This window comes from Asaia sp. HumB (assembly GCF_030263835.1).
Taxonomy (GTDB): domain Bacteria; phylum Pseudomonadota; class Alphaproteobacteria; order Acetobacterales; family Acetobacteraceae; genus Asaia; species Asaia bogorensis.
Window position 1 is genome coordinate 111,764 of sequence record NZ_JARPML010000002.1, and the last position, 22,104, is coordinate 133,867.

20 protein-coding genes are annotated in these 22,104 nt (G+C 60.9%); 13 read left to right on the forward strand and 7 right to left on the reverse strand.

All coding sequences use genetic code 11. From position 1 onward, the window contains the following. Nucleotides 1–10 precede the first annotated feature (10 nt). From P5689_RS01855 to P5689_RS01895, 9 genes are all read left to right on the forward strand, one after another. Nucleotides 11–1,075, forward strand: coding sequence for a PhoH family protein (locus P5689_RS01855; RefSeq protein WP_285533790.1), 1,065 nt, complete (start codon nt 11–13; stop codon nt 1,073–1,075). Further along, nucleotides 1,059–1,586, forward strand: a complete 528-nt coding sequence (gene ybeY, locus P5689_RS01860; RefSeq protein WP_285531891.1) for an rRNA maturation RNase YbeY — start codon at nt 1,059–1,061, stop codon at nt 1,584–1,586. The genes P5689_RS01855 and ybeY overlap by 17 nt, the downstream gene beginning before the upstream one ends. After that, nucleotides 1,583–2,503 carry a hemolysin family protein gene (locus P5689_RS01865; RefSeq protein WP_122050073.1) on the forward strand — a complete coding sequence of 307 codons (921 nt, stop codon included), beginning with the start codon at nt 1,583–1,585 and terminating at the stop codon, nt 2,501–2,503. Before ybeY ends, P5689_RS01865 begins: the two co-directional genes overlap by 4 nt. A 114-nt stretch (nt 2,504–2,617) precedes the next feature. Then, the gene (locus tag P5689_RS01870; RefSeq protein WP_023978721.1) at nt 2,618–3,220 is read left to right on the forward strand and encodes a thioredoxin domain-containing protein; all 603 of its coding nucleotides are present in this window, start codon (nt 2,618–2,620) and stop codon (nt 3,218–3,220) included. Between the two features lie 23 nt (nt 3,221–3,243). Next, complete coding sequence (locus P5689_RS01875) at nt 3,244–7,758, forward strand: AAA family ATPase (RefSeq protein WP_285531892.1); 4,515 nt, start codon at nt 3,244–3,246, stop codon at nt 7,756–7,758. Nucleotides 7,759–7,854: 96 nt separating this feature from the next. Then, nucleotides 7,855–8,571 (forward strand): metallophosphoesterase, encoded by a 717-nt coding sequence (locus tag P5689_RS01880; protein WP_371861649.1) that lies wholly within the window; start codon nt 7,855–7,857, stop codon nt 8,569–8,571. Then, the gene (locus P5689_RS01885; protein WP_023978724.1) at nt 8,564–8,866 is read left to right on the forward strand and encodes a chorismate mutase; all 303 of its coding nucleotides are present in this window, start codon (nt 8,564–8,566) and stop codon (nt 8,864–8,866) included. Before P5689_RS01880 ends, P5689_RS01885 begins: the two co-directional genes overlap by 8 nt. 14 nt (nt 8,867–8,880) lie before the next feature. Beyond that, complete coding sequence (locus tag P5689_RS01890; RefSeq protein WP_285531893.1) at nt 8,881–9,417, forward strand: histidine phosphatase family protein; 537 nt, start codon at nt 8,881–8,883, stop codon at nt 9,415–9,417. A gap of 36 nt (nt 9,418–9,453) precedes the next feature. After that, complete coding sequence (locus P5689_RS01895) at nt 9,454–10,770, forward strand: citrate synthase (RefSeq protein WP_023978726.1); 1,317 nt, start codon at nt 9,454–9,456, stop codon at nt 10,768–10,770. Nucleotides 10,771–10,938: 168 nt separating this feature from the next. On the opposite strand, the gene P5689_RS01900 is transcribed toward P5689_RS01895, so the two are convergent. Then, nucleotides 10,939–11,175 (reverse strand): hypothetical protein, encoded by a 237-nt coding sequence (locus P5689_RS01900; protein WP_023978727.1) that lies wholly within the window; start codon nt 11,173–11,175, stop codon nt 10,939–10,941. A gap of 175 nt (nt 11,176–11,350) precedes the next feature. Between P5689_RS01900 and P5689_RS01905 the strand changes: the two genes are divergently transcribed. Together P5689_RS01905 and murI are read left to right on the forward strand one after the other, a co-directional pair. After that, the gene (locus tag P5689_RS01905; RefSeq protein ID WP_023978728.1) at nt 11,351–12,103 is read left to right on the forward strand and encodes an orotate phosphoribosyltransferase; all 753 of its coding nucleotides are present in this window, start codon (nt 11,351–11,353) and stop codon (nt 12,101–12,103) included. A 1-nt stretch (nt 12,104) separates the two neighbouring features. Beyond that, on the forward strand, nt 12,105–12,932 hold the full coding sequence (gene murI / locus P5689_RS01910; RefSeq protein ID WP_285531894.1) for a glutamate racemase: 828 nt from the start codon (nt 12,105–12,107) through the stop codon (nt 12,930–12,932). Between the two features lie 101 nt (nt 12,933–13,033). On the opposite strand, the gene P5689_RS01915 is transcribed toward murI, so the two are convergent. Continuing rightward, a complete protein-coding gene (locus P5689_RS01915; RefSeq protein ID WP_285533792.1) occupies nt 13,034–14,071 on the reverse strand; it encodes a polyprenyl synthetase family protein in 1,038 nt (345 codons plus the stop codon). 185 nt (nt 14,072–14,256) lie between these two features. Between P5689_RS01915 and P5689_RS01920 the strand changes: the two genes are divergently transcribed. Next, entirely contained in the window at nt 14,257–15,072 is an 816-nt protein-coding gene (locus tag P5689_RS01920; RefSeq protein ID WP_285531895.1) for a methyltransferase, read from the forward strand. 186 nt (nt 15,073–15,258) lie between these two features. Here the strand turns inward: P5689_RS01920 and P5689_RS01925 are convergent, their stop codons facing one another. From P5689_RS01925 to P5689_RS01935, 3 genes are read right to left on the reverse strand one after another with little or no spacing between them, the layout of a single operon-like run. Then, complete coding sequence (locus P5689_RS01925; RefSeq protein ID WP_062164769.1) at nt 15,259–16,284, reverse strand: ribonucleotide-diphosphate reductase subunit beta; 1,026 nt, start codon at nt 16,282–16,284, stop codon at nt 15,259–15,261. Further along, nucleotides 16,281–17,114, reverse strand: coding sequence for an META domain-containing protein (locus P5689_RS01930; RefSeq protein ID WP_023978732.1), 834 nt, complete (start codon nt 17,112–17,114; stop codon nt 16,281–16,283). Before P5689_RS01930 ends, P5689_RS01925 begins: the two co-directional genes overlap by 4 nt. After that, nucleotides 17,105–18,958, reverse strand: coding sequence for a ribonucleoside-diphosphate reductase subunit alpha (locus P5689_RS01935; protein WP_081866689.1), 1,854 nt, complete (start codon nt 18,956–18,958; stop codon nt 17,105–17,107). Before P5689_RS01935 ends, P5689_RS01930 begins: the two co-directional genes overlap by 10 nt. Before the next feature lie 406 nt (nt 18,959–19,364). Here P5689_RS01935 and P5689_RS01940 point away from each other — a divergent pair, with 406 nt between their 5' ends. Then, entirely contained in the window at nt 19,365–19,793 is a 429-nt protein-coding gene (locus P5689_RS01940) for an OsmC family protein (RefSeq protein WP_023978734.1), read from the forward strand. A gap of 230 nt (nt 19,794–20,023) precedes the next feature. On the opposite strand, the gene aroC is transcribed toward P5689_RS01940, so the two are convergent. Both aroC and fabI read right to left on the reverse strand, forming a co-directional pair. Beyond that, nucleotides 20,024–21,124, reverse strand: a complete 1,101-nt coding sequence (gene aroC, locus P5689_RS01945; RefSeq protein WP_285531896.1) for a chorismate synthase — start codon at nt 21,122–21,124, stop codon at nt 20,024–20,026. 1 nt (nt 21,125) lies between these two features. Then, nucleotides 21,126–21,968: an enoyl-ACP reductase FabI gene (fabI, locus tag P5689_RS01950; RefSeq protein WP_062164772.1), complete on the reverse strand. Its 843-nt coding sequence runs from the start codon at nt 21,966–21,968 to the stop codon at nt 21,126–21,128. Nucleotides 21,969–22,104 lie beyond the last annotated feature (136 nt).

Below are 22,104 nucleotides of genomic sequence, written 5' to 3' on the forward strand. Positions count from 1 at the left end.
CACCTCGGCGCTGCGCTTTGGAGATAACATTCTTCTTCAGCAGCTGCTGGGCGATCACGACCGCCATCTCATCAGGCTCGAACAGGGTTTCGATGTCCGCCTGACGTGCCGCGGCAACAAGATTGCCATCACGGGTGAAGCGGCTTCTGTCGCTCGCGCTCAGGCCGCCATCACGGCGCTCTATAATCAGCTTGAGCATGGCGGCAAGATCGACGGCCCCGTGGTCGACAGCGTCATTCGCCTATCTGCCCTGCCGCGGCCCACCCGCGCGGCAGAGCCCCGAAACACGCCCCGCCAGAACGAGGCAGCAGCAGCCGAACTGCCACGCAACGAGACCGAGGGACCAGCGCCCTTTCTCGACCTGCCGGCCATCAAGACCAAGCGCGGGGCCATTGCGCCGCGTTCGCGCGGGCAGGCTGCCTATATGCAGATGCTGGCCAAGACCGAACTGACTTTCGGGATCGGGCCGGCCGGTACCGGCAAGACCTATCTGGCTGTGGCGCAGGGTGTTGCCATGCTTCAGGCCGGTCAGGTGGACCGGATCATCCTCTCCCGCCCTGCCGTTGAGGCTGGCGAACGTCTGGGCTTCCTGCCTGGCGACCTGCGGGAGAAGATCGACCCCTATCTGCGCCCACTCTACGATGCGCTCAATGACATGCTGCCGGGTGATCAGGTCGCCCGCCGGATGGCCAATGGCGAAATCGAGGTGGCACCGCTTGCCTTCATGCGCGGCCGAACCCTCGCCCATGCCTTTGTCATTCTCGACGAGGCCCAGAACACCACCCCGGCCCAGATGAAGATGTTCCTGACCCGCATGGGTCAGGGCGCTCGCATGGTCATTACCGGCGATCTCAGCCAGATCGATCTGCCTTCGGGCGTCGCTTCGGGCCTGCGTGAAGCGGTCGAGACCCTTGAAGGCTTGCCGGGAATTGGTATTACCCGTTTCGAGTCCGCCGATGTCGTGCGTCACCCGCTGGTGGCACGTATTGTGGACGCTTATGATCAACGAGTGGCTGCGGCACGGGACTATTCCCGAGGCAGGTCGCGCCGGGAATACAATGGAACCTCGAAGTAGTCTGACCCCATCCGCCGAAGAGCCGTCCTCTATCACGAGGGCGGCCCTTCGTTCACGTCTCGATCTGATCGTGGCCGATCGCCGCTGGCGTGCCAGTGTGCCCAATCTGGAAGCGCTCGTCGCCCGTTGCCTTGAGGCAAGCTGGCCGTGGCTTGACCGCGACCGTGTTCCGGCCTTCCTTCTTGCGGGCGACCAGGCCATCAAGGCGCTCAACGCGACGTTCCGTGACAAGAACAAGCCGACCAATGTCCTGACCTTCGAGGAGAACGGTGCGTTTGGCGATGGCGACATAGCCCTCGCCTACGAGACCGTCCGTCGCGAGGCCAAGGCAAGCGGCAAGAAATTCTCGCATCACTTTGCGCATCTCGTCGTTCATGGCCTGCTGCACCTCGCAGGTCACGACCATCACCGCCCCGACGAGGCGCGGCTGATGGAAATGACGGAATCCCGCATTCTGGCCCGTCTCGGTGTTCCCAATCCCTGGCGCATGGGCGGGGGGCGCGGCGCATGAGCGAGAGCGACGACCATCGCCAGAGACCGGCCAAGGGATTATTCGGCATCTTCAATCGCAAGGGGCGCGAACAGGGGCTGCGGCTTTCGATTGCGGCTCTTGTGGAAGAGGCAGCTGCCCCCCACCCCGAAGCGGGCACCCGTCCGGAGCTGGATCGGCAGGAACGTGCACTCATTACCAATGTGCTGCATCTGCGCGAAAAAACCGCCGATGACGTCATGGTACCCCGTGCCGATATCGTCTCGATGTCAGCGGATATCACGCTGGACGAAGCGCTGGACTTCATGCGCCGTGAAAACCATTCACGCGTGCCGGTCTATCGCGAGCATCTCGACAACGTCATCGGGATGATTCACGTCAAGGACCTCATTGCCTATATCGGCACTTCGGAGGCGTTTGATATCGAGCCCCTTCTGCGCCAGCCCTTGCTGGTAGCGCCGCAGATCCCTGTGCTCGATCTGCTGTTGCAGATGCGTCAGCGCCGCACCCATCTGGCGCTCGTCATCGACGAGTATGGCGGCGTGGACGGGCTGGTCACTATCGAGGATCTCGTGGAGACCATCGTGGGCGACATCTCCGACGAACATGACGAGCCAGTCTCGGCCATGATTTCAGAGCGTGCCGATGGGTCCTTCGACCTTGATGCCAGATTGCCTGTGGATGAACTCGAAGGCTTCATGGGGCCGGTGCTGACCGAGGCGGAACGTGAGGCGGAAATCGAAACCGTGGGCGGTCTCGTCTTTCGTCTCGCCGGGCATGTGCCGATACGCGGTGAGGTCTTTACCCATGAAAGCGGCCTTGTCTTTCGTGTGACCGATGCCGATGCACGCCATATCCGAGCGCTCCGGATGCGCGTGCCGCCCGATTGGGTCCGTAGCGACAATCCAACGCCCCACCACGGCGACGAGAAACGCTGAACCGCTCACTCTCCTCCGCCTCATGATGTCCGGCGCGGCGTCGCGCGGGACACTTGACGCGGAGAGGGCTTCCGGTCTTCAAAACTCCGGTATCATTCACGGGGAGAGTTCTTCATGTCTTTGTACCGGCGCAGTTTCCTGGCAGCCATGCCCGCCCTCGCCCTCATGCCGAAGGCCCGCGCAGAGGATGCCCGACTGACCCCGCGCACCCTTGGCAACCCCAAGGCGCCCGTCACGGTCAATGAGTGGTTCTCTCTCACCTGCACCCATTGTGCCCATTTCGAGATGACGGTCTTTCAAGATGTTAAGAAAAACCTGATCGATACCGGCAAGGTGTTTTACGTCTATCACGATTTCCCGCTCGATCAGATCGCCCTGCTCGGGGCGATGGTGGCGCGTTCGCTGCCTGTCGATCGCTATGTGCCGTTCGTCAATTCGATGCTCTCAAGCCAGGATCGCTGGGCTTTTGCACGGGACGTGAACCCCAAGCAGCAGATCCAGCAGATGGCTGCACTCGCAGGCATTTCGGCTGAGCAATTTGCGAAGATTGACGCCGATGACACATTCCGTCAGGCACTGGTCGCCCAGCAGGATGCCGATCAGGCGAAATACAATATCGGCGGCACGCCCTTCTTCATGTTCAACAAACAGCCCTATAATCAGGAGCTTCTGACCTATGAGGCCTTCGAGGCCGAGGTCAAGAAAGCCGGCGGCTAAACAGAGGACCCCGCTTTTCGCGTATGTCAGCCAAGATCACGCGCCTGCGGATAGCGGGTTTCAAGAGTTTTGCCGATCCAGCCACAATCGACATCCTGCCTGGCCTCACCGGTATCGTGGGGCCGAATGGTTGTGGCAAATCCAACGTCGTTGAGGCCCTGCGCTGGGCGATGGGCGAGAGTTCCGCTCGTGCCCTGCGCGGCGGCGAACTGGACGACCTGATTTTTGCAGGGACGAGCGCACGTTCGGCCCGCAGCCTCGCCGAGGTGACGCTGTGGCTGGATGAGGCACAGGGTCTCGCCCCACCCCCGTTCAGCGAGACTGACGGGCTCGAAATCACCCGGCGTTCCGAACGCGGATCGGGCAGCGAGTTCCGCCTCAACGGGCGCGCCCTTCGTGCGCGTGACATCACCACGATGTTTGCCGACCTCTCTTCGGGGGCTCGCAGCTCATCCATTGTCAGCCAGAACCGTGTCAGCGCGCTCATCAGCGCCAAGCCCGAAGAAAGACGATCGCTCCTTGAAGAGGCTGCGGGCATCACGGGTCTTCATGCGAGGCGCCATGATGCTGAAATCAAGCTCCGGCAGGCTGAGGGCAATATGGAGCGCTCGGAAGACCTGCGTCAGCAGATCGAGACGCGGCTGGCCACACTCGATGCGCAATCGGTTCAGGCACGAGCCTATCGCAGCCTTTCCGAAGCGATACGTACAGATGAACTGACCCTCTCCTGGCTCGTACACCGCCGGGCCGCCTTGCTGGTCGAGCGCACACGCGAGCAGCTTGAGGCTGCGGAAAAATCCCGTGACGATTCGGCGCGCGCTGCCGAAGAGGCTGGGCAGCAGGGCGCAGCAGGACGCGAACGCCTGCTCGCCCTGCGCGACCATACCGACGCCCTGCGTACCACCCGCGACAGGCTGCGCGTTATCAGCGAATCAACCCGCGAGGCCGTGGCGCAGGCCCAGGCGCGCCACGAACAGACGACCCAGCGCCACGAGCAGATGGAAGCCGATCACCAGCTGGCCCTGAAACGATTGGAGGAACTCACGCAGCGTGAGGCGCTGCTGAGTGAGGAAGAGCAACGGCTCGCCGCCATCCTGCACGAGCTGCCCGACACGCTCGTCACCCTGCGCGAATCCGCTCAGGAATGCGCCGAAATCCTGTCCCGCCTCGAGCAGACAAGACTGGCCCTTGCTGACAAGCTGACCACACGACGCATGACCGCTCAGGCCCTCACGCTGGAGCATGAAGCTGCTGCAAAGGCCGTTGAAGCCCTGACGGATGAGTCGACAACGCTTGCAAAGGCGATAGCCGAACTCCAGGATGAGCTCCCTGATGAGACGGCGCTAGAGCAACTCGCCCGGCGACTGGACCAGCAGCGTCAGGAAAGAACCGCTCTGGACCAGCAGATCCAGCAGCAGGCGCAGCTCAGACAGGAACAACTCGTCAACACCTCCAAAGCCGAACAGGATCTGGCCCGAATCGAGAGGGAAGCCCGCGAAAATCGCGAGATGCTTGCGCGGTTAACGGCGCGGGCAAGCAACCTCAACCAGCAGATCGCAGCGCACCAGAACGAACTGGAAGCCCTCGAAGCCGCCCGGCTTGATGAGGCTGCGCTGAACGCGCTTGATGCCAACGCCCACACCCTGATGACGGCACGGGATGTCGCCAGAGCGAAAGCGGAAGAGAGCCGCTCCGCCCTTGCGCATATCGAGCAACAGCTCAGCGCCCAGCAAGCCGAGGCGCGCAGCATCGCCCGACAGCGGGAGCTTCTCGAGAAAGACCGCGATCAGGCCCGCCAGAGTCTTGAGCGTCTTAATCAGTCTCTCGAGACCCTTATCGCCCGGCGGGAGGCTCTCGGCCGCGATATGCCCAACGATGCTGTTATCAGTCACGCCGTTGAAGCCCGGGAGGCCGCGCAACACGCGCTGTCGTCCCTGACTTCCGAAATTGAGACGACAAGCCAGGCGCGGCGCGATACGCAGCAGGCGCGGGACGAGGCCGAGAATGCCCTCCGCCTTGCCAGCGCCGATCATCTCGCCCTCGTGGCGAGGCGTGATGCCTTGCAGGCCAATACGCCCGACGATGCCCTTCCAGACCCTGCACTGGCGCAAATGGAAATTCCCGCGGGGCTTGAGCGCGCCGTTGCTGCGGCCCTCGGGCAAACGCTCGAGGCTTCGCTGGACACACTTCAGAGCCGCGCATGGCAGGCGCTTCCGCCTCTGACCCCGGCACAGTTCGGGGCTGGTTGCAGATCGCTCTCGGCCCTGATCAAGGCCCCTGAAGCGCTCCGGCGCTGCCTTGATCATATCGGCCTAGTTGATAGCACGCAGGATCCTGAATCACTTCAGACGCGTCTCCTCCCCGGTCAGTGCCTCGTCACAAGCGAGGGAGCCCTGTGGCGCTGGGATGGCTATCGGGAAGCAGCCAATCTGCCCTCGACCGCCCTTAGCCGGGTCGAGCATCTGGCCGCGCTCAGGGATCTGGATACCCGGATAACTGCCGCGGAGGCCGCCATTCCTGCCCTGCGGGCAAAGCTTGGCTCCTTCAATGATCAGGAGGCCGATTACGCGGCAAAGCTGACAGCCCTGCGCGAGACGGTACAACGCGAGGAAAAAAATCTAAGCGCTCTGAAACAGGCCGAGACCGACCTGCTCGATCGTCGGGACCGACTCGCCGGGCAGATTGCCCAGATCGATCAGAACAGCACCGAGACCACAATCCAGCGGGACGAAACCCGCGACCGGCTGAACAACGCCGTGGCAGGCCTTAAGGCTCTGGGCGATGAAGCGAAACTGCACGAGGCCCTGCACGTCCTGAATGGCGAGGTTTCCAGACAGCGCAGCGTGACCGGGGCGGCTATTACCGCCGCGAGCCAGATCGAGACCGACTACACGACCGCCCAGCAGGATGCGACAAGGCAACGCCTGCAGAACGATTCCTGCGTCGCCAAGCTCGCCACGATCGGCGCCGTGCTGGAGCAGGCACGTGCTGATCATGATGACGTGGCCGGTCAGCGTCAGGCGCTCTCGCAAAACGATCACGACGCCGCACTAGCCTCTGCCCGCACGGTGCTTGAACAGTGCAAGAGTGCTCTTGTTACAGGTGATCGGGAACGCGCTGCGCTGAAAACAAGGCTTGAGGCCCTCGGCCGTGATATCGGCCATTCCAGCCGCGAACTTCAGACGCGCCGTGACCTCAAACTCAGCCTGAACAGCCGCCTTGCGGCCCTGACCCCACGCCAGAACACTGTCAGGGATCAACTCGCGCGGGCAACGCAAGCACAGGAAGCTCTGGCACCGATCCCGGATCTCGCGCCCTCTGAAGCAGAGCTCAGCGCGGCGCTGGCCGCCGAGGCCGATCAGCGCGAATGCGACCTCGCCGCCAGAACGCAGGTGCAGGAGGCCCAGTCACGGCTGGATCAGGCGACGCAGGAGAAGCACGCCATCGCGCTCAGGCTAGGTGAAACGCGCGCACAGGGTGTGACCCTGCGCGACGATTGTTCCCGTCTTGAGGAGCGTCTGACACTCAGCCACGAGGAAATTTCCCGTAGTGCGGCTGAGAGAGCCGCGCAGGATGAGGCGCTGCAAACCCATCATTCCGCCCTGCAAAACGCCGAGCAGGAACACGAACAGGCTACTATCGCGCTGACAGAGCTCGATAAGGCTTTGCAGGATCTGGCTCACAGCCAGCGTGAGGAGGAGCAACGCGGTGCACAGGCCCGCGAGAACGCCATCCGGCTGCAGGAACGCCTCGCCCAGGCACTGTCGCAGCATGAGAAACTGGCCGAAACACCGCTCGTCGAGCCGGAGTCACCCCCGGATATCCCCCTCACCGAGGCAAGCGAAACGACGCTCAAACGGCGGCTCGCCCGCGCCCATAAAGACCGTGAGGCCCTCGGGCCGGTCAATCTTCTGGCCGATCAGGAATACACGCAGGCCAAGGAGCAATCCGACCATCTGACACGCGAGCATGAGGAACTGACCTCCGCCATCCAGCGCCTGCGTGGGTCAATCAATGCCCTCAAGAAGGAAGGGCGCGAGCGCCTGCAGGCGGTATTCGTTGAGGTGGACCGCCATTTCCAGTCGCTTTTCAGCCGTATGTTCAATGGCGGCAAGGCGCATCTGGGTCTCGTCGGCAGTGATGATCCTCTCGAGGCGGGGCTCGAAATCTTTGCGCAGCCACCGGGCAAGAAGCTGTCGACCCTCTCATTGCTTTCTGGCGGTGAGCAAGCGTTGACAGCGCTATCACTGATATTCGCCACCTTCCGGTGTCAGCCCTCACCGCTCTGTATCCTCGATGAGGTGGATGCGCCGCTGGATGATGCCAATGTCGAGCGCCTCTGCGGTCTGCTCAAGGACATGGCCGAGGAAGCCCAGACACGCTTTCTGATCGTGACCCATCACCAGTTGACCATGGCCCATATGGACAGGCTGTTCGGTGTGACCATGCAGGAGCGTGGCGTCAGTCAGGTGCTTTCGGTGGATCTGTCGCTGGCTGCCGCTTTTGCAGAAAGCGGCACCGTCGCTGTGGCGTCCTGACAGCGATCGGTTATAACCATGTCTTCATTGTGTTTTTCGCCAGATGCAGCTCATACTGGCAGTTTCGACATGTGAGAGCACTGAAAGGCCCCGACGATTACCTTTTCTCCCCCCCCTCCTCCCGACCTGTCCAGGCTGAGTGCCGGTCGCGGCATACGCGTGGTGGGAGACGTGCATGGAGACCTGACTGCGTTTGAACATGCGGTCGCTACCGACCGGTTCATCATCCAGCTGGGCGATCTGGTCGATCATGGTCCTGACAGCGCAGGCACGTTAAGGCTCATGCTCGACCTGATTGATGATGGTCGCGGCCTGTTCATCCTTGGCAACCATGATCGAAAGCTCGGTCGAGCCCTCGAGGGGCGCAGGCTGCGCCGTGATCCCCCTCTGGAGGAGACACTGCACCAGCTTTCCGGGCCCGTTCAGGCGGGGCTGCGCGAGCGCGCCTATGAGGCGATCGCTACCGCACCCGCCTGGATCATTCACGACAAGCTGATTTTCGTCCATGGCGGCTTCCACACCGACATGCTTGTGGAAGCGCCCCCGCCCGCACTCGGGAGCATGAGCTCGTTGCTGTCGCGCGCGCTCTTTGGCGAGACCACGGGAAGAATGCAGCCTGACGGCTATCCCGAGCGACGTCTGCGCTGGATCGACCATATTCCCGCAGGCCATGTCGTGTATTGCGGCCATGACCGACGCTCAACCGACGGACGCCCCTGGATACGCGATGGGCGTAACGGAGGGCGTGCGATATTCACCGACCTTGGCGCCGGTAAAGGCGGCCATCTTGCCTGGATTGATCTCGATGTCTGAAACCGAAACCCGTACTCTCCTCGAACAGCATCGGCAGAGTATCGATAATATCGATGCCGCCCTGATCCACATGCTGGCAGAGCGATTCCGGCAGACCCAGGCCGTGGGTGAGCTCAAGGCTCGCGCCGGCCTGCCCGCTGCCGACCCATCACGCGAATCCAGGCAGATCGAACGTTTGCGTCAGCTTGCCTCGTCAGCACGTCTGGACCCCGACTTCGCAGAAAAGTTTCTTGCCTTCATCATCAAGGAAGTGATCCGTCATCATGACTCAATCGCCGGGCGCAGCCCGCGCTGAATGACGGAGCCTGCATGACCGTGCATCACCTCATCCTCGCCAGACACGCTGAGGCTGCACCTGAAATGCGCGGCGGCAGCGACCGCGAGCGTGGCCTGACGCCGGCAGGCGAGCATGATGCTCTCTGCCTGGGGCACAAAATCGCAGCGCTCGATATCCCGCTTGAGCAGACGCATCTATGGCACAGTACTGCCACCCGAACGACCCAGACAGCGTCGGCCATCATGCAATCCCTGCCAGGTTCAAGCGTCATGCTTGGTCTCGATGCGCTGTATGATCTCGACCTGTACGGAATTCTCGAATTGCTTCGGGAGACACCTCGCGCCATCACGACCCTGATCATCGTGGGGCACAACCCGGGTATTGCCGAGACATGCCGTCACCTGGCCAGCAATGCTGTTGATGGCCCGATCGCGCGTGACCTGATGAAGTCCTACGATCCTGGTACAGCCACCCGTTTCACCGTGGCATCTGACTGGGCTGGTCTCTCTCCCAACACGGCTGGCCTTGGTGCGGTGCTCCATCCGCAAGGCTCATCACCCATATGTTGATTGCCCCCGTCCGGCACAATTCGTAAGGCATTTCCTATGGCTGAACACGACACTAACGGACCTATCTCCGCAACGGCGGCCCTCAGCATAGGCGAGCGCTCTGCCGAATTCCCCATCATGAAGGGTACGATGGGCCCCGATGTGGTGGATATCCGCAAACTCACAGCCGAGACCGGAATGTTCTCCTTCGATCCGGGCTATGGTGAGACGGCTTCCTGCCGTAGTGCTGTCACCTTCATCGATGGTGATGAGGGCGTGTTGCTGCATCGGGGTTACCCCATCGAGCAGCTCGCCACCGAGGCCAGCTTCACTGAAACAGCCTATCTTCTGGTCTATGGGGAGCTTCCGAACCGGGCGGATTACGATCGGTTCCAGCACGACCTCAAGGAGCAGGCGCTTCTGCATGAGCAGATCCGCAACTTCTTCAATGGCTTCCGCCGCGATGCTCATCCAATGGCCATCCTGTGTGGCACCGTGGCCGCGCTGTCGGCCTTTTACCCTGACGCCGTGGATATCTCCCACGAAGCCTCGCGTGACCTCTCCACACGCCGTCTGATCGCCAAGGTGCCAACCATCGCCGCCTGGGCCTATAAATACACGGTGGGTGAGCCATTCGTTTACCCTGACAACAGCCTGACCTTCTCGGAAAACTTCCTGAAGATGCTGTTTGCCAAGCCAAACGCCGACTACAAGGTCAACCCGGTTCTGGCCCGCGCCATCGACCGTATCCTGATCCTGCATGCCGATCACGAGCAGAACGCCTCGACCTCGACGGTGCGCCTCGTGGGTTCGACCGGCTCGAACCCGTTTGCCTGTATCGCAGCCGGTATCGCAGCGCTCTGGGGGCCTGCGCATGGCGGGGCCAATGAGGCCGTTCTGGGCATGCTTTCCCAGATCGGATCGAAGGAAAACATCCCGGCCTTCATCACTCAGGTGAAGAACCGTGAGAGCGGCGTAAGGCTGATGGGCTTCGGCCATCGCGTATACAAGAACTTCGATCCACGTGCGAAGATCATGGAGCAGACCTATCACGAGGTGGTGGCCGAGCTTGGGCTCAAGCACGATCCGATGTTCGATCTTGCTGCCGAGCTCGAACGTATTGCCGTTAACGATCCCTATTTCGTGCAGCGCCGCCTCTACCCCAATGTCGATTTCTATTCAGGGCTGATTCTGAAGGCGATGGGTATCCCGACCTCGATGTTCACCGTGCTTTTCGCGGTGGCCCGTACGGTAGGTTGGGTCAGTCAGTGGCGCGAAATGATCGAAGAGCCCGGCCAGCGCATTGGACGCCCGCGCCAGCTCTATGTGGGCCAGGCGCGTCGTGACTACGTGCCGCTTTGTCGGCGAAGCTGAAGACACCCGGCCAACAAAAAACCGGAGCATTGCTCCGGTTTTAGCCTGGCACGTCAAAAAGGCCGCCGCCCCCGTCAGAGATCATGGTGTCGCGAGGCCTGGCCGCTCACCCAAGTCGCTGAGCATAAAAATCTGTCAGCAAGTATCCCGAGCGGATGTCGCTGGAGTTCAGCAATCGCAGCCAGGCGTCGCACCCTTGTCCTGACGCACGATATGATGATCGATCCATTCCGACACCAGACGGCGCGCCTCATTGATCGACGCTTCAGGATGATGGATGCGATAAAGGGTCGTGCATGCGGTGAAAGCCTGGATGTCAGGCTGACCCACTTCCCGCAATTCTTCATACGCCGTGATCACGGCGCGTTCGCACTTTCGGGAAATGCGGTTGAGATCAACAGTCACGCAAACAGATCCTAGTTGAGAATTATTATCAATTGCTGCATTGTAAATCTTTTCCGATGGTAAATGCAAGCGTAGCCTATCGCACTCACGGGAGCGTTTTCTCTGCTTATTTGTCTTACTTTTCTCACGAAGGCCGGATAATCCTGCACGGCTAAAGATCATGGAGTGACAAGAGATGGCTCTCAGCAACGAGATCAACGGTGGTGCGGTTCGTCAGACCCAGTGGGACAGGGACGCAGCCCTGACCACAGCGCGCATCCTTCTGGAAATCAAGGCGATCAATTTCCGCCCTGACGAGCCCTACACCCTGACCTCGGGCTGGAAATCGCCGGTCTATATCGATTGCCGCAAGATCATCTTCTTCCCGCGCGCACGCGCCAAGATTGTCGAACTCGCCGTCGAGAAGATCGGCCGCCACATCGGCTATGAGAGCATCGAATGCGTCGTTGGCGGTGAAACCGCAGGTATTCCCTTCGCTGCCTGGATTGCCGATCGGATGATGGCGCCGATGGCCTACGTCCGCAAAAAGCCCAAGGGCTTTGGCCGTAACGCGCAGATCGAGGGTGACGTCCCGGAATCGATGCGCACCCTTCTGGTGGAAGACCTCACCACGGACGGCGCGTCCAAGGTCCGCTTTGCCAATGCGCTGCGTTCGGCGGGTGCCATTGTCGATCACACCTTTGTCGTCTTCTTCTATGGCGTGTTTCCCGGCGCACAGAAGACCCTTGCCGACATGAATGTCTCGCTTCATTCGCTCTGCACCTGGTGGGACGTGCTTGAGGCCTGCTCCGGCGCCAATTATTTCTCCGAGAGCGACATCCATGAGGTGCGTCGCTTCCTCGAGGATCCCTGTGGCTGGTCCAAGGCACATGGTGGTGTCGGCAGCGCCGAGGAGGCCGCAGCCCTCAAGGCCAAGGCGGAGGGCTGACTTGCCTACCGATCCGGGTCGCGTTCTGGCTTTTGACTCGGGCATAGGCGGTCTTGCGGTGGTGCAGGCTCTGCGCACCACCCTGCCGCCCGGCACCCTGATCGACTATCTGGCCGATAACGCGCTTTTTCCTTACGGCGAACAGGACGATGCCGTCCTCGTCACGCGCATCCTAGCGCTCATGGAAGAGCGTATTGCCCGACTTCACCCCGATGTCGTGCTGGTTGCATGCAATACGGCCAGCACCATCGCCTTGGATGCCCTGCGCGCTCGTTTCGACGTACCCTTCGTGGGCTGCGTACCCCCTGTCCGCTGGGCGGCGCGCGTCAGTCAGACGCGGGTTTTCGGCCTATTGGCCACACGAGGCACAGCACGTCGCCCCTATCTGCGCAGCCTGCGCGACAATTTCGCTGCCGATTGCGAGATGATCGTACACGGGGCCCGTACCCTTGCCGATCTGGCGGAACAGGCCTTTCTGGGCCGTCCGATTGATGACGATCTGGTAGCCCAGGAACTGCGCCATCTGTTCGAGGCGCCCAATGGCGATCGGATCGATACAATCGGACTGGGCTGCACCCATTACACGTTCCTCAGCAATGCTTTCCTGCGCCTGTGCCCACCGGACATCAACTGGCTCGACCCGGCTCTTGCGGTCGCCCGGCAGGTCAATCACGTGCTTGAAATGCGGGTGGCAGATCGTTCGACCAGCGCCTCGCCGGAATCGCTCTGCCTGACCGGCCCAGCTGCGGATGAGCAGGCCCTGAGACACGCCATTGCTCGGCTGGGGTATCAGGATATCACGGTTCTGGACCCAACCCCCGTCTCATGAACAGGGGCGCGCTGGGCCTGCCTCGCGGCCAAGCCAATGAAGCGCGACCTGCCTGATAACAGGTACCGGAGGGAGAGCTTTCTGCTCCCTCGTCTCTTGGATCAGTTGGCGCGGCTGACCGTATAGGAGGCCGCTTCAATCATGAGCTGCCGGATTGAGCTGTCTGGGAAAGACGACAGGGCTTCGATAGCCGCATCCGCGTAAAGCTGCGCCCGATCCAGGGTCGTCTGGATTGCCCCGGTTTTCTCGATAAGGGCGAGCGCGTGCGGCAGGTCCTCGTCGGTCTGCTCACCGGTTTCGATCACACGCAGCCAGAACGCACGATCAGCCTCATTGCCAGCCTGGAAAGCCGCCAGCACAGGCAGGGTAATCTTGCCCTCACGCATATCATCACCCACGGTCTTGCCCAGCACCTGCTGGTCGGCCGCGTAATCGAGCGCGTCGTCGACAAGCTGGAACGCCATGCCCAGATTGGTGCCATAGGCCTCGAGCGCATTCTCGTCGCTTTCCGGACGTGCGGCCACCACCGCGCCTACCCGGCATGCAGCGGCAAACAGCGCGGCCGTCTTGCCGTGAATGACCTCCAAATATTTCTCGATCGGTGTGGAGAGATCGTTCTGTGTCGCCATCTGCAACACCTCGCCTTCAGCAATCGTAGCCGAGGCGGCAGAAAGAATGGCCATGACCTTGAGAGAGCCATCTGCCGTCATCAGCTGGAACGAACGGGCAAACAGAAAATCGCCTACCAGCACCGAGGCCTTGTTGCCAAACACGGCATTGGCGGAGGCAAGGCCACGGCGCAAGGTGCTCTCATCCACCACGTCGTCATGCAGCAATGTGGCCGTATGGATAAATTCGACGCAGGCGGCCAACCCGACATGGCGCTGATTTTCGGGCGAAGGCTCATAGCCACACAGACGCGCCGATGCGAGGGTAAGCAACGGGCGCAGCCTCTTGCCACCAGCGGCGACCAGATGGGCGCCTAATTGGGGGATGAGCGGGACCGGGCTTTGCATACGCGCGACAATCTCGCGGTTGCAGGCCTCCATGTCGTCCTTGAGAAAGTCGGAAAGGGCGTTAAGGGCTGAGCGCTCGCCATTGACGGGCACGGCTGCACTGTTGTTTTGCTCGGCCTTCATATCGGCCAGGCTGTCGGCACCACCCAAGGCAACTCTCCACTTCCTACTTGGCCACTGACGACCCTGATGCAGTATAAGGCACGAGCCGACATTCCGCACGGCGTAACAGGACACCGAGACAGAAACCGGATTTCATGCATGAGCCATTCAGACCGGAGAACCGGCCCTCTGACAGTCAAATCCATATGAGCGGCAGGACGGCCCCGGTCAACCCGGCAACCCTCAAAGCTGATGCTGCCGCTATCAATACAACCGATACGATGCCCGGTTATCTGCTCGACCGACGCGTCCAGTATCATCAGTTCACAAAGGGCTATCGCACTGGCATAGAACCAGTGTTGATGGCTGCCTTCGTACCCGCCCGACGTGGCGAGAGCATTCTCGAGGCTGGATGCGGCGCAGGTGCGGGCCTGCTTTGCCTCATGACGCGATGCCCTGAGACCAGCGGCGCAGGTATCGAAGCCGATGGTGCGACGGCGGAACTAGCGAGACTGAACATGGAAGCCAATGGCCTGGGCGCCCGCGTCTCGATCATTCAGGGCAGTCTGCCCGACATCCCCCCTGCCCTGCGGCAAATAACACCGGGGGCCAATGGCCGTTTCCATCACGCCATGGCCAACCCTCCGTGGCATCCTGCCGATCATACCGGAGCCGCTGATGCCCGACGTCGCCTGGCGATGACCATGCCAGAAGGAGGCTGGACCGCATGGATCGACGCGCTGTCAAAATGGGTGCTTCCCGGTGGCAGCCTGACGCTCGCCCTGCCTGCCTTCGTCATTGACACAGCCTGCGAGGCCTTGCGCCAGGCCGGGTTCGGGAGCCTCACCCTCTGCCCACTTTGGCCCAAACAGGGTCGGGCAGCGAAGATCGTTCTGCTACGCGGGATATGGGGGGGCAAGGGCGCGTTCCGCCTTCTTCCCGGCCTCGTGCTTCATCGTCAGGAGGGCGGTTACACGGATGAGTGTGAGGCAGTTTTACGTCAGGCGAGTGCGCTGGAGTAAACGCGGAGAGTTCGCGCGGCTTCGCCAGTCTGACAGCGACGCTTCGACACCGGAGCATAGGTGCCCTGAAAATGATCTAGGGTATTTTCACCCTCGTCCGGGAGCCATCCGCTCGAGCGTCCGTTCGACTTGCGAAAGACAAACGGTGCTGAGGTGTCGGGGCGGGGTATGACCCCGCCCTGCATTTCAAGAAGCGAAAACGTCCGCCTCGAAAGCTTCTTCCCAGGATCCCGAGGTTGAAGCGCGGGAATATTCCGTCGAGCGGTTTTCGAAGAAATTGGCGTGCTCTACCGCGTTTAGCATGTCGTCGAGCCAGGGCAGCGGGTTCTCTTCGATGCCATAGAACGGATCAAGACCAAGCTGCGTCATGCGACGATCGGCAATAAAGCGAATGTATCGCTTGACCTGATCGGCGCTCAGGCCTTCGACATCGCCCATCTCGAAAGCGAGATCGATGAACGCATCCTCATGCTCGACCGTTGTCGCACAGATCTCTGCGAGTTCAGCGCGGAAATCCTCTGTCCAGATCTCACGGTTTTCGCGCACGAAAGTGCGGAAAAGGCGGATCATGGACAGGCAGTGCAGCGTTTCATCGCGCACCGACCAGGAAACGATCTGCCCCATTCCCTTGAGCTTGTTGAAGCGGGGGAAGTTCAGCAGGATCGCGAAGGAGGCAAAAAGCTGCAGCCCTTCCATGAAAGCGCCAAACGCTGCCATGGTCTTCGCAATTTCTCGTTTGTTGTTGATGTTGAAGGACTGCATGAAATCATACTTGTCCTTCATCTCCTTGTACTTCAGGAATGCCGAATACTCTGTTTCCGGCATACCGATTGTATCAAGAAGATGCGAATAGGCAGCGATATGAATCGTTTCAATATTCGAGAACGATGACAGCATCATCAGCACTTCGGTCGGTTTGAAGACCTGGCTGTAATACTTCATATAGGCCGAGTTCACCTCGACGTCGGCCTGCGTGAAGAAACGGAAGATCTGCGTGACCAGATGGCGCTCGCCCTCGCTCAGCGTACGATGCCAATCCTTCACGTCATCGGCCAGAGGCACCTCTTCAGGTAGCCAGTGGACACGCTGCTGGATCAGCCATGCGTCATAGGCCCAGGGGTAACGGAAGGGCTTATAGACCGGGTTGGCGGTCATCAGGTCGAAATGCTGTTCTTCGGCGAGCGGCGCGCCGGCGTTCTGTGTCTCGCTCATGGGCTCTTCCTGCTCCGTTCTGTCTGCGAGCCGGCATCGGTCCGGCCCTGATTTTCCTGCAATGTCAGCGCAGCCACGCCGTGATCGTCACTCAGGATCAGGCGATCACCCTCCCTGCGCCATTCACGCACGGCCTGCATGGCCTTGAACACGGCATCTTCCTGCGTCATGCGCACGCCCGGGCAGGCCATGCGTGTTCCCGCCGTCGGGCCAAAGGTGAAATGGGTCGCGTCGGCAACTACATGCCCCATCATCCGGTTGCATCCGCCAGTGCCAGACAGCGCACCATCAGCACGTATGACCATGAAGGCAGGCGCTGCGGGATCAACCTTCTGGGCGCCAATATCCGTGATCGCCCACGCACCGGCAACGGGCTGAGGCACAGGCTGGCTGACGGATTCAACGGTCACCGTCGTGTCTGACGGCACAGCGCCAGCTTCCATAGTGGCGGTCTTGCTTATGGCAATCAGCTTGCCACTCTGGCGGATCGCAGCATGAAGCGCATAGCGGTGCCCGGCCGTCAGGTGCTGCGCATCGTAATGCAGCGCGTAGCCATAGGGCGACTTGCCAACCGGCGTGAACTCGGTCCTGCCAAGCGTCACCGAGGGAGCGTCGGCCAGGCTCACATCATCCAGCCGCACCGTGATTATCGCGCCTGTCGGTATGATCATACCGACAGGCGTGACGACCACCCCCTTCACGACGGTCTGTTTCACCTCGGACCCGGGAGCCGGCGCTTCCGCCGCAACGGCACACCAGTTACCAGCGAAAGCTGCTGTGAGTGCGCCTGTCAGCAGCGCCACCGCACAGAGCGAATGCTTCACTGACATGACAGACATTCCTCATAGCTCGTCGTTGCTGCGGGCTTCTTGGCGGTCTCAGCCGCGTCACTGCTGTAATCCTCGTCTTCGAGAATATTGTTCTTGAGGGCCATATCGCTCACTGCGTCAGCGCGCTGGATCGAGAGTGAACGGCAGTAATAAAGCGACTTCACGCCACGCTTCCATGCAAGGAAGTGGATCTGATGCAGGTCGCGCTTGTGGATATCGGCAGGCAGGAACACGTTGATGGATTGCGCCTGACAGATGAACCCGGCGCGATCAGCCGCATGTTCGATCACCCAGCGCTGATCCAGTTCGAATGCCGTCTTGTAGACATCCTTCTCGTCCTGGGTCAGGAAGTCGAGATGCTGCACAGAGCCCTTGTTCAAGGTGATCGATGACCAGACCGCGTCGTTGTTATACCCCTTCTGCTCCAGCAGCTTGAGCAAATGGCGGTTGCGCACGGTGAACGAACCCGAAAGGGTTTTCTGCAGGAACACATTGGCCGAGATCGGCTCGATACCGGGGCTGGCATTGCCGGCGATGATCGAGATCGAGGCCGTGGGGGCAATCGCCATCTTGTTCGAGAAACGCTCCATGATGCCGTATTCCTCGGCATCGGGGCACGGCCCGAGCAGCTCGGCAAGATGCTTGGAGGCCGCGTCGGCCTGCACCTTGATGTGCTGGAAGATGCGCTTGTTCCACACACGCGCCATCACGCTCTCGAACGGGATGCTGCGCGCCTGCAGGAAGGAATGGAAGCCCATGACACCGAGCCCGACCGAGCGCTCGCGCATGGCGGCGTAACGGGCGCGCTCCATGTCATCGGGCGCGCGGTCAATGAAGTCCTGCAATACGCGATCGAGGAAGAGCATGACGTCTTCGATGAATTGCGGGTTGTCCTTCCACTCGTCCCATGTCTCGAGATTGAGCGAGGAGAGGCAGCATACGGCGGTACGGTTCTTGCCGTGATGATCGAGCCCGGTGGGCAGGGTGATTTCCGCACAGAGATTGGAGGTCTTGACCTCAAGCCCGGCAAGCTTGTGATGCTCGGGGCGCGCCTTGTTCACATGATCAGAATAGATGATGTAGGGCTCACCCTGCTCCATGCGGGCCGTAAGGATACGGATCCAGAGCTGACGTGCCGGAATGCTGCGGATGACGGACATGTCCTTGGGCGAGCGCAGGCCCCATTCCTCATCTTTCTCCACGGCGCGCATGAAGTCGTCGGTGAGCAGCACGCCGTGATGCAGGTTGAGGGCCTTTCGGTTCGGGTCACCACCGGTCGGGCGGCGCATCTCGACGAATTCCTCGATCTCGGGATGCCAGACGGGCAGATAGACTGCCGCAGAACCGCGACGCAAGGAGCCCTGCGAAATGGCAAGTGTGAGGCTGTCCATGACGCGGATGAACGGAATGACACCCGAGGTCTTGCCATTCTTGCCGACATTCTCGCCGATCGAGCGCAGATTACCCCAGTAAGAGCCAATGCCGCCACCTTTGGAGGCCAGCCAGACATTCTCGTTCCAGAGGTCCACAATGCCGCGCAGGCTATCATCGGCCTCGTTCAGGAAGCACGAGATTGGCAGACCACGTGACGTTCCCCCGTTGGACAGCACCGGGGTTGCGGGCATGAACCAGTGTTGTGAAATATAGTCGTAGAGACGCTGTGCATGGGCGGCATCGGCACCGTAATACGAGGCGACACGACCGAAGAGGTCCTGATAGTGCTCGCCCGGCAACAGATAGCGGTTATCAAGCGTCGCCCGGCCGAAATCCGTCAGCAGCGAATCACGCGACCGGTTGACCCGGACAGGGTGGTGGCCCTCAAGCTGAACGACATCATCGAACATATCCGGTTCGGCCTCGATCTCCTGGGGCGCGCGGTCACAGGGCTCGGGCAGAACATCAGCGGTCGCTGAAACAGGCTCACGGATCGTGTCGTCTAGCAGGCTCACGGGCCATCTCCCCAGGATCAAATCGAGTTTGGTATCGCAATTTCCGAGTGTCCTCTTGGCGCAAGTCGCGCCCACCAGACAAGCAATATATCGGGTTAAATTTCGCTCTCGGCACTACATATGGTGTTGACAGGGGCAGAAGCCCTTGGAGAACATGGAGTTCCCCCAAGCCGCTTTTTTTACGGTACGCTCCCGGCGTTGCGATGATGTCACAGCGTTACAGGTGAACAATTCCCCGGCCCCTGCGTTGGCTGAGCAACCGGAGGCTTCTGCGTCCGGAATCCAGCAGGAGGACTTGCACATGACGATCAAGAAAACTGCCAGCGCCCAGTGGAGCGGTGGCCTGAAGGACGGCAAGGGTACGATCTCGACGCAGAGCGGTGCGCTCTCCAGCCAGCCCTATGGCTTCAACACGCGATTCGAGGACAAGCCCGGCACGAACCCGGAGGAACTGATCGGTGCGGCGCATGCCGGCTGCTTCACCATGGCACTCTCCATGATCCTCGGCGAAGCCGGTCTCACGGCAACGTCGCTCGAAACCAAGGCAACTGTCTCGCTCGACAAGACCGAGGGCGGTTTCGAAATTTCTGCCATTCACCTCGACCTCAAGGGCACTGTCCCCGGCGCCGATCAGGCAAAGTTCGAAGAGCTCGCCACGAAGGCCAAGAATGGCTGTCCCGTCTCGCAGCTTTTCAAGGCAGATATCACCCTGTCTGCCGCGCTGGTCTGAACCATCGGGCTGGCGATTGCCAGCCTGACACTCCCTCCCTCGAGCTCCGATACGTGCGCGTGGTTCGCGACAACGCGTAGGTGAGCCTGGAGGTGCGCCGGGGTAGTGGTGGCGGATCGTGGAACGCTTCACCTCACTCAGCTGAGTGTTCGATCGACCTGGCATCGGACTCGATCTACCCCACGTGTGGGGTTGCGCCGCGGCGTACAGCATCCGCCGGAAAGTGCCCCCTAATCGCGGGCGCGATGCCAGCTGTTCTGAGCATGGTCACGCAGGATGTGGTCTGCCAGCAGGCAGGCCAGCATTGCCTCAGCTACGGGCACCGCGCGAATACCGATGCACGGGTCATGGCGGCCCTTTGTCATGACATCGATATTCTCACCCTGACGGTTTACCGAGGGTACCGGCACCAGAATTGAACTGGTAGGCTTAATCGCGAAACGCGCGGTGATAGGCTGGCCAGTCGAGATGCCGCCCAGAATACCGCCCGCCCGGTTTCCTTCGAAATGAAGCGCGCCATCACGCATGCGCATCGGATCGGCGTTCTCCTCACCCCGCAACGCCGCAACGCCCATGCCCTCGCCAATCTCGACTGCTTTCACGCCGTTGATGCCCATGAGGGCAGACGCGATGTCGGCGTCCAGCTTGCCATAAAGCGGCGCACCGAGACCGGCCGGGAAATTCTCGGCGACGACTTCAACCAGCGCACCGATGGACGACCCTTCCTTGCGCACGCTCGAAAGCAGACCCTCCCATTCGACCGCCGTAACCGGGTCCGGACAGAACAGGGGATTGCGATTGACTTCATCCCAGTCCCACCGCGCCCTGTCGATCGCCAGGCCGCCAATCTGCACCAACGCAGCGCGTATGGTCGCCATTTCGCCCAGCAGGGTCTCGATCACACGCCGCGCAACACCGCCCGCTGCGACACGACAGGCGGTCTCTCGGGCCGATGAGCGTCCGCCCCCGCGATAATCCCTGTGACCGTATTTCAGGTCATAGGTGACGTCGGCATGGCCGGGACGATAGCGCGATGCGATATCCGAGTAGTCTTTCGAGCGCTGATCCGTATTCTCGATCATGAGCGCAATCGGCGTGCCGGTCGTCCTGCCCTCAAACACGCCGGAGAGTATACGGACCTGATCTGCTTCCTGACGCTGGGTGGTGAATTTGGACTGCCCGGGCCTGCGTCGATCGAGCCAGGGCTGGATGTCACCCTGGTTCAGGGTGATACCGGGCGGGCAGCCATCGACGACGCAGCCAATGGCCGGCCCGTGGCTCTCGCCCCAGGTCGTGACACGAAACAGCGTCCCGAAGCTGTTATCCGACATGTCAGCCTTCTGAGGATGCGACAGCGATATCGGGCGCGGTCGGGTTTTTCATACCCACCAGATGATAGCCGCAATCGACGTGATGGACCTCACCTGTTGTTCCCGATGAGAGGTCAGACAGGAAATAGAGGCCGGAACCCCCTACATCCTTGAGCGACACGTTGCGCTCCATCGGTGCGTTGAGCTGGTTCCAGCGCAGAATATAGCGGAAATCGCCGATGCCATTGGCCGCCAGCGTCATGATCGGCCCGGCAGAGATTGCATTGACACGGATATTGTCCTTGCCAAGATCCGCGGCCATGTAACGCACCGAAGCTTCGAGGGCCGCCTTGGCCACGCCCATCACATTATAATGAGGCATGACGCGTTCCGCGCCCAGATAGGACAGGGTCAGGAGTGAACCGCCATCGGTCATCAGGGCCGCAGCCCGGCGCGCGACCGCCGTGAAGGAAAAACAGGAAATATCCATCGCCTTCAGAAAGGCATCGCGCGGCGTATCGACATAACGCCCGCGCAGGAACTGCTTGTCTGCCCAGCCAATGGCATGGACCACGAAATCGATTTTGCCCCAGGCTTTTTCGATCTCGTCGAAAGCACGGTCGATATCGGCATCGTCACTGACATCGCAAGGGATAACCAGAGAAGCACCCACGCTCTCTGCGAGAGGCTTTACGCGCTTGCCGAGTGCTTCGCCCTGATAGGTGAAAGCGAGCTCAGCCCCCTGTGCGGCGCAGGCAGAGGCGATGGCCCAGGCGATGGAGCGGTCATTGGCGACGCCCATCACAAGGCCGCGCTTGCCCGCCATCAGCGTCCCGGTGGGGAGATCGAACGAAGCGGTGGACATAAGGCAGATCCCGGTTAATGTCAGAGAAAGAAACAATAATGCTCCGCTACGTCGCACATGCCTGCCGCGCAAACAAGTGTCGAGATGACACGTTAGCAGTGACAACGAAGACGGACCCTAATAACGCAGGAGACCC

Coding starts and splice junctions, on each gene's coding strand:
- ybeY (WP_285531891.1), top strand. CDS start 1,059: ATGGAACCTCGAAGTAGTCTGACCCCATCCGCCGAAGAGCCGTCCTCT.
- P5689_RS01865 (WP_122050073.1), top strand. CDS start 1,583: ATGAGCGAGAGCGACGACCATCGCCAGAGACCGGCCAAGGGATTATTC.
- P5689_RS01870 (WP_023978721.1), top strand. CDS start 2,618: ATGTCTTTGTACCGGCGCAGTTTCCTGGCAGCCATGCCCGCCCTCGCC.
- P5689_RS01875 (WP_285531892.1), top strand. CDS start 3,244: ATGTCAGCCAAGATCACGCGCCTGCGGATAGCGGGTTTCAAGAGTTTT.
- P5689_RS01885 (WP_023978724.1), top strand. CDS start 8,564: ATGTCTGAAACCGAAACCCGTACTCTCCTCGAACAGCATCGGCAGAGT.
- P5689_RS01890 (WP_285531893.1), top strand. CDS start 8,881: ATGACCGTGCATCACCTCATCCTCGCCAGACACGCTGAGGCTGCACCT.
- P5689_RS01895 (WP_023978726.1), top strand. CDS start 9,454: ATGGCTGAACACGACACTAACGGACCTATCTCCGCAACGGCGGCCCTC.
- P5689_RS01905 (WP_023978728.1), top strand. CDS start 11,351: ATGGCTCTCAGCAACGAGATCAACGGTGGTGCGGTTCGTCAGACCCAG.
- P5689_RS01915 (WP_285533792.1), bottom strand. CDS start 14,071: ATGAAGGCCGAGCAAAACAACAGTGCAGCCGTGCCCGTCAATGGCGAG.
- P5689_RS01920 (WP_285531895.1), top strand. CDS start 14,257: ATGAGCGGCAGGACGGCCCCGGTCAACCCGGCAACCCTCAAAGCTGAT.
- P5689_RS01925 (WP_062164769.1), bottom strand. CDS start 16,284: ATGAGCGAGACACAGAACGCCGGCGCGCCGCTCGCCGAAGAACAGCAT.
- P5689_RS01930 (WP_023978732.1), bottom strand. CDS start 17,114: ATGTCAGTGAAGCATTCGCTCTGTGCGGTGGCGCTGCTGACAGGCGCA.
- P5689_RS01935 (WP_081866689.1), bottom strand. CDS start 18,958: ATGTTCGATGATGTCGTTCAGCTTGAGGGCCACCACCCTGTCCGGGTC.
- P5689_RS01940 (WP_023978734.1), top strand. CDS start 19,365: ATGACGATCAAGAAAACTGCCAGCGCCCAGTGGAGCGGTGGCCTGAAG.
- aroC (WP_285531896.1), bottom strand. CDS start 21,124: ATGTCGGATAACAGCTTCGGGACGCTGTTTCGTGTCACGACCTGGGGC.
- fabI (WP_062164772.1), bottom strand. CDS start 21,968: ATGTCCACCGCTTCGTTCGATCTCCCCACCGGGACGCTGATGGCGGGC.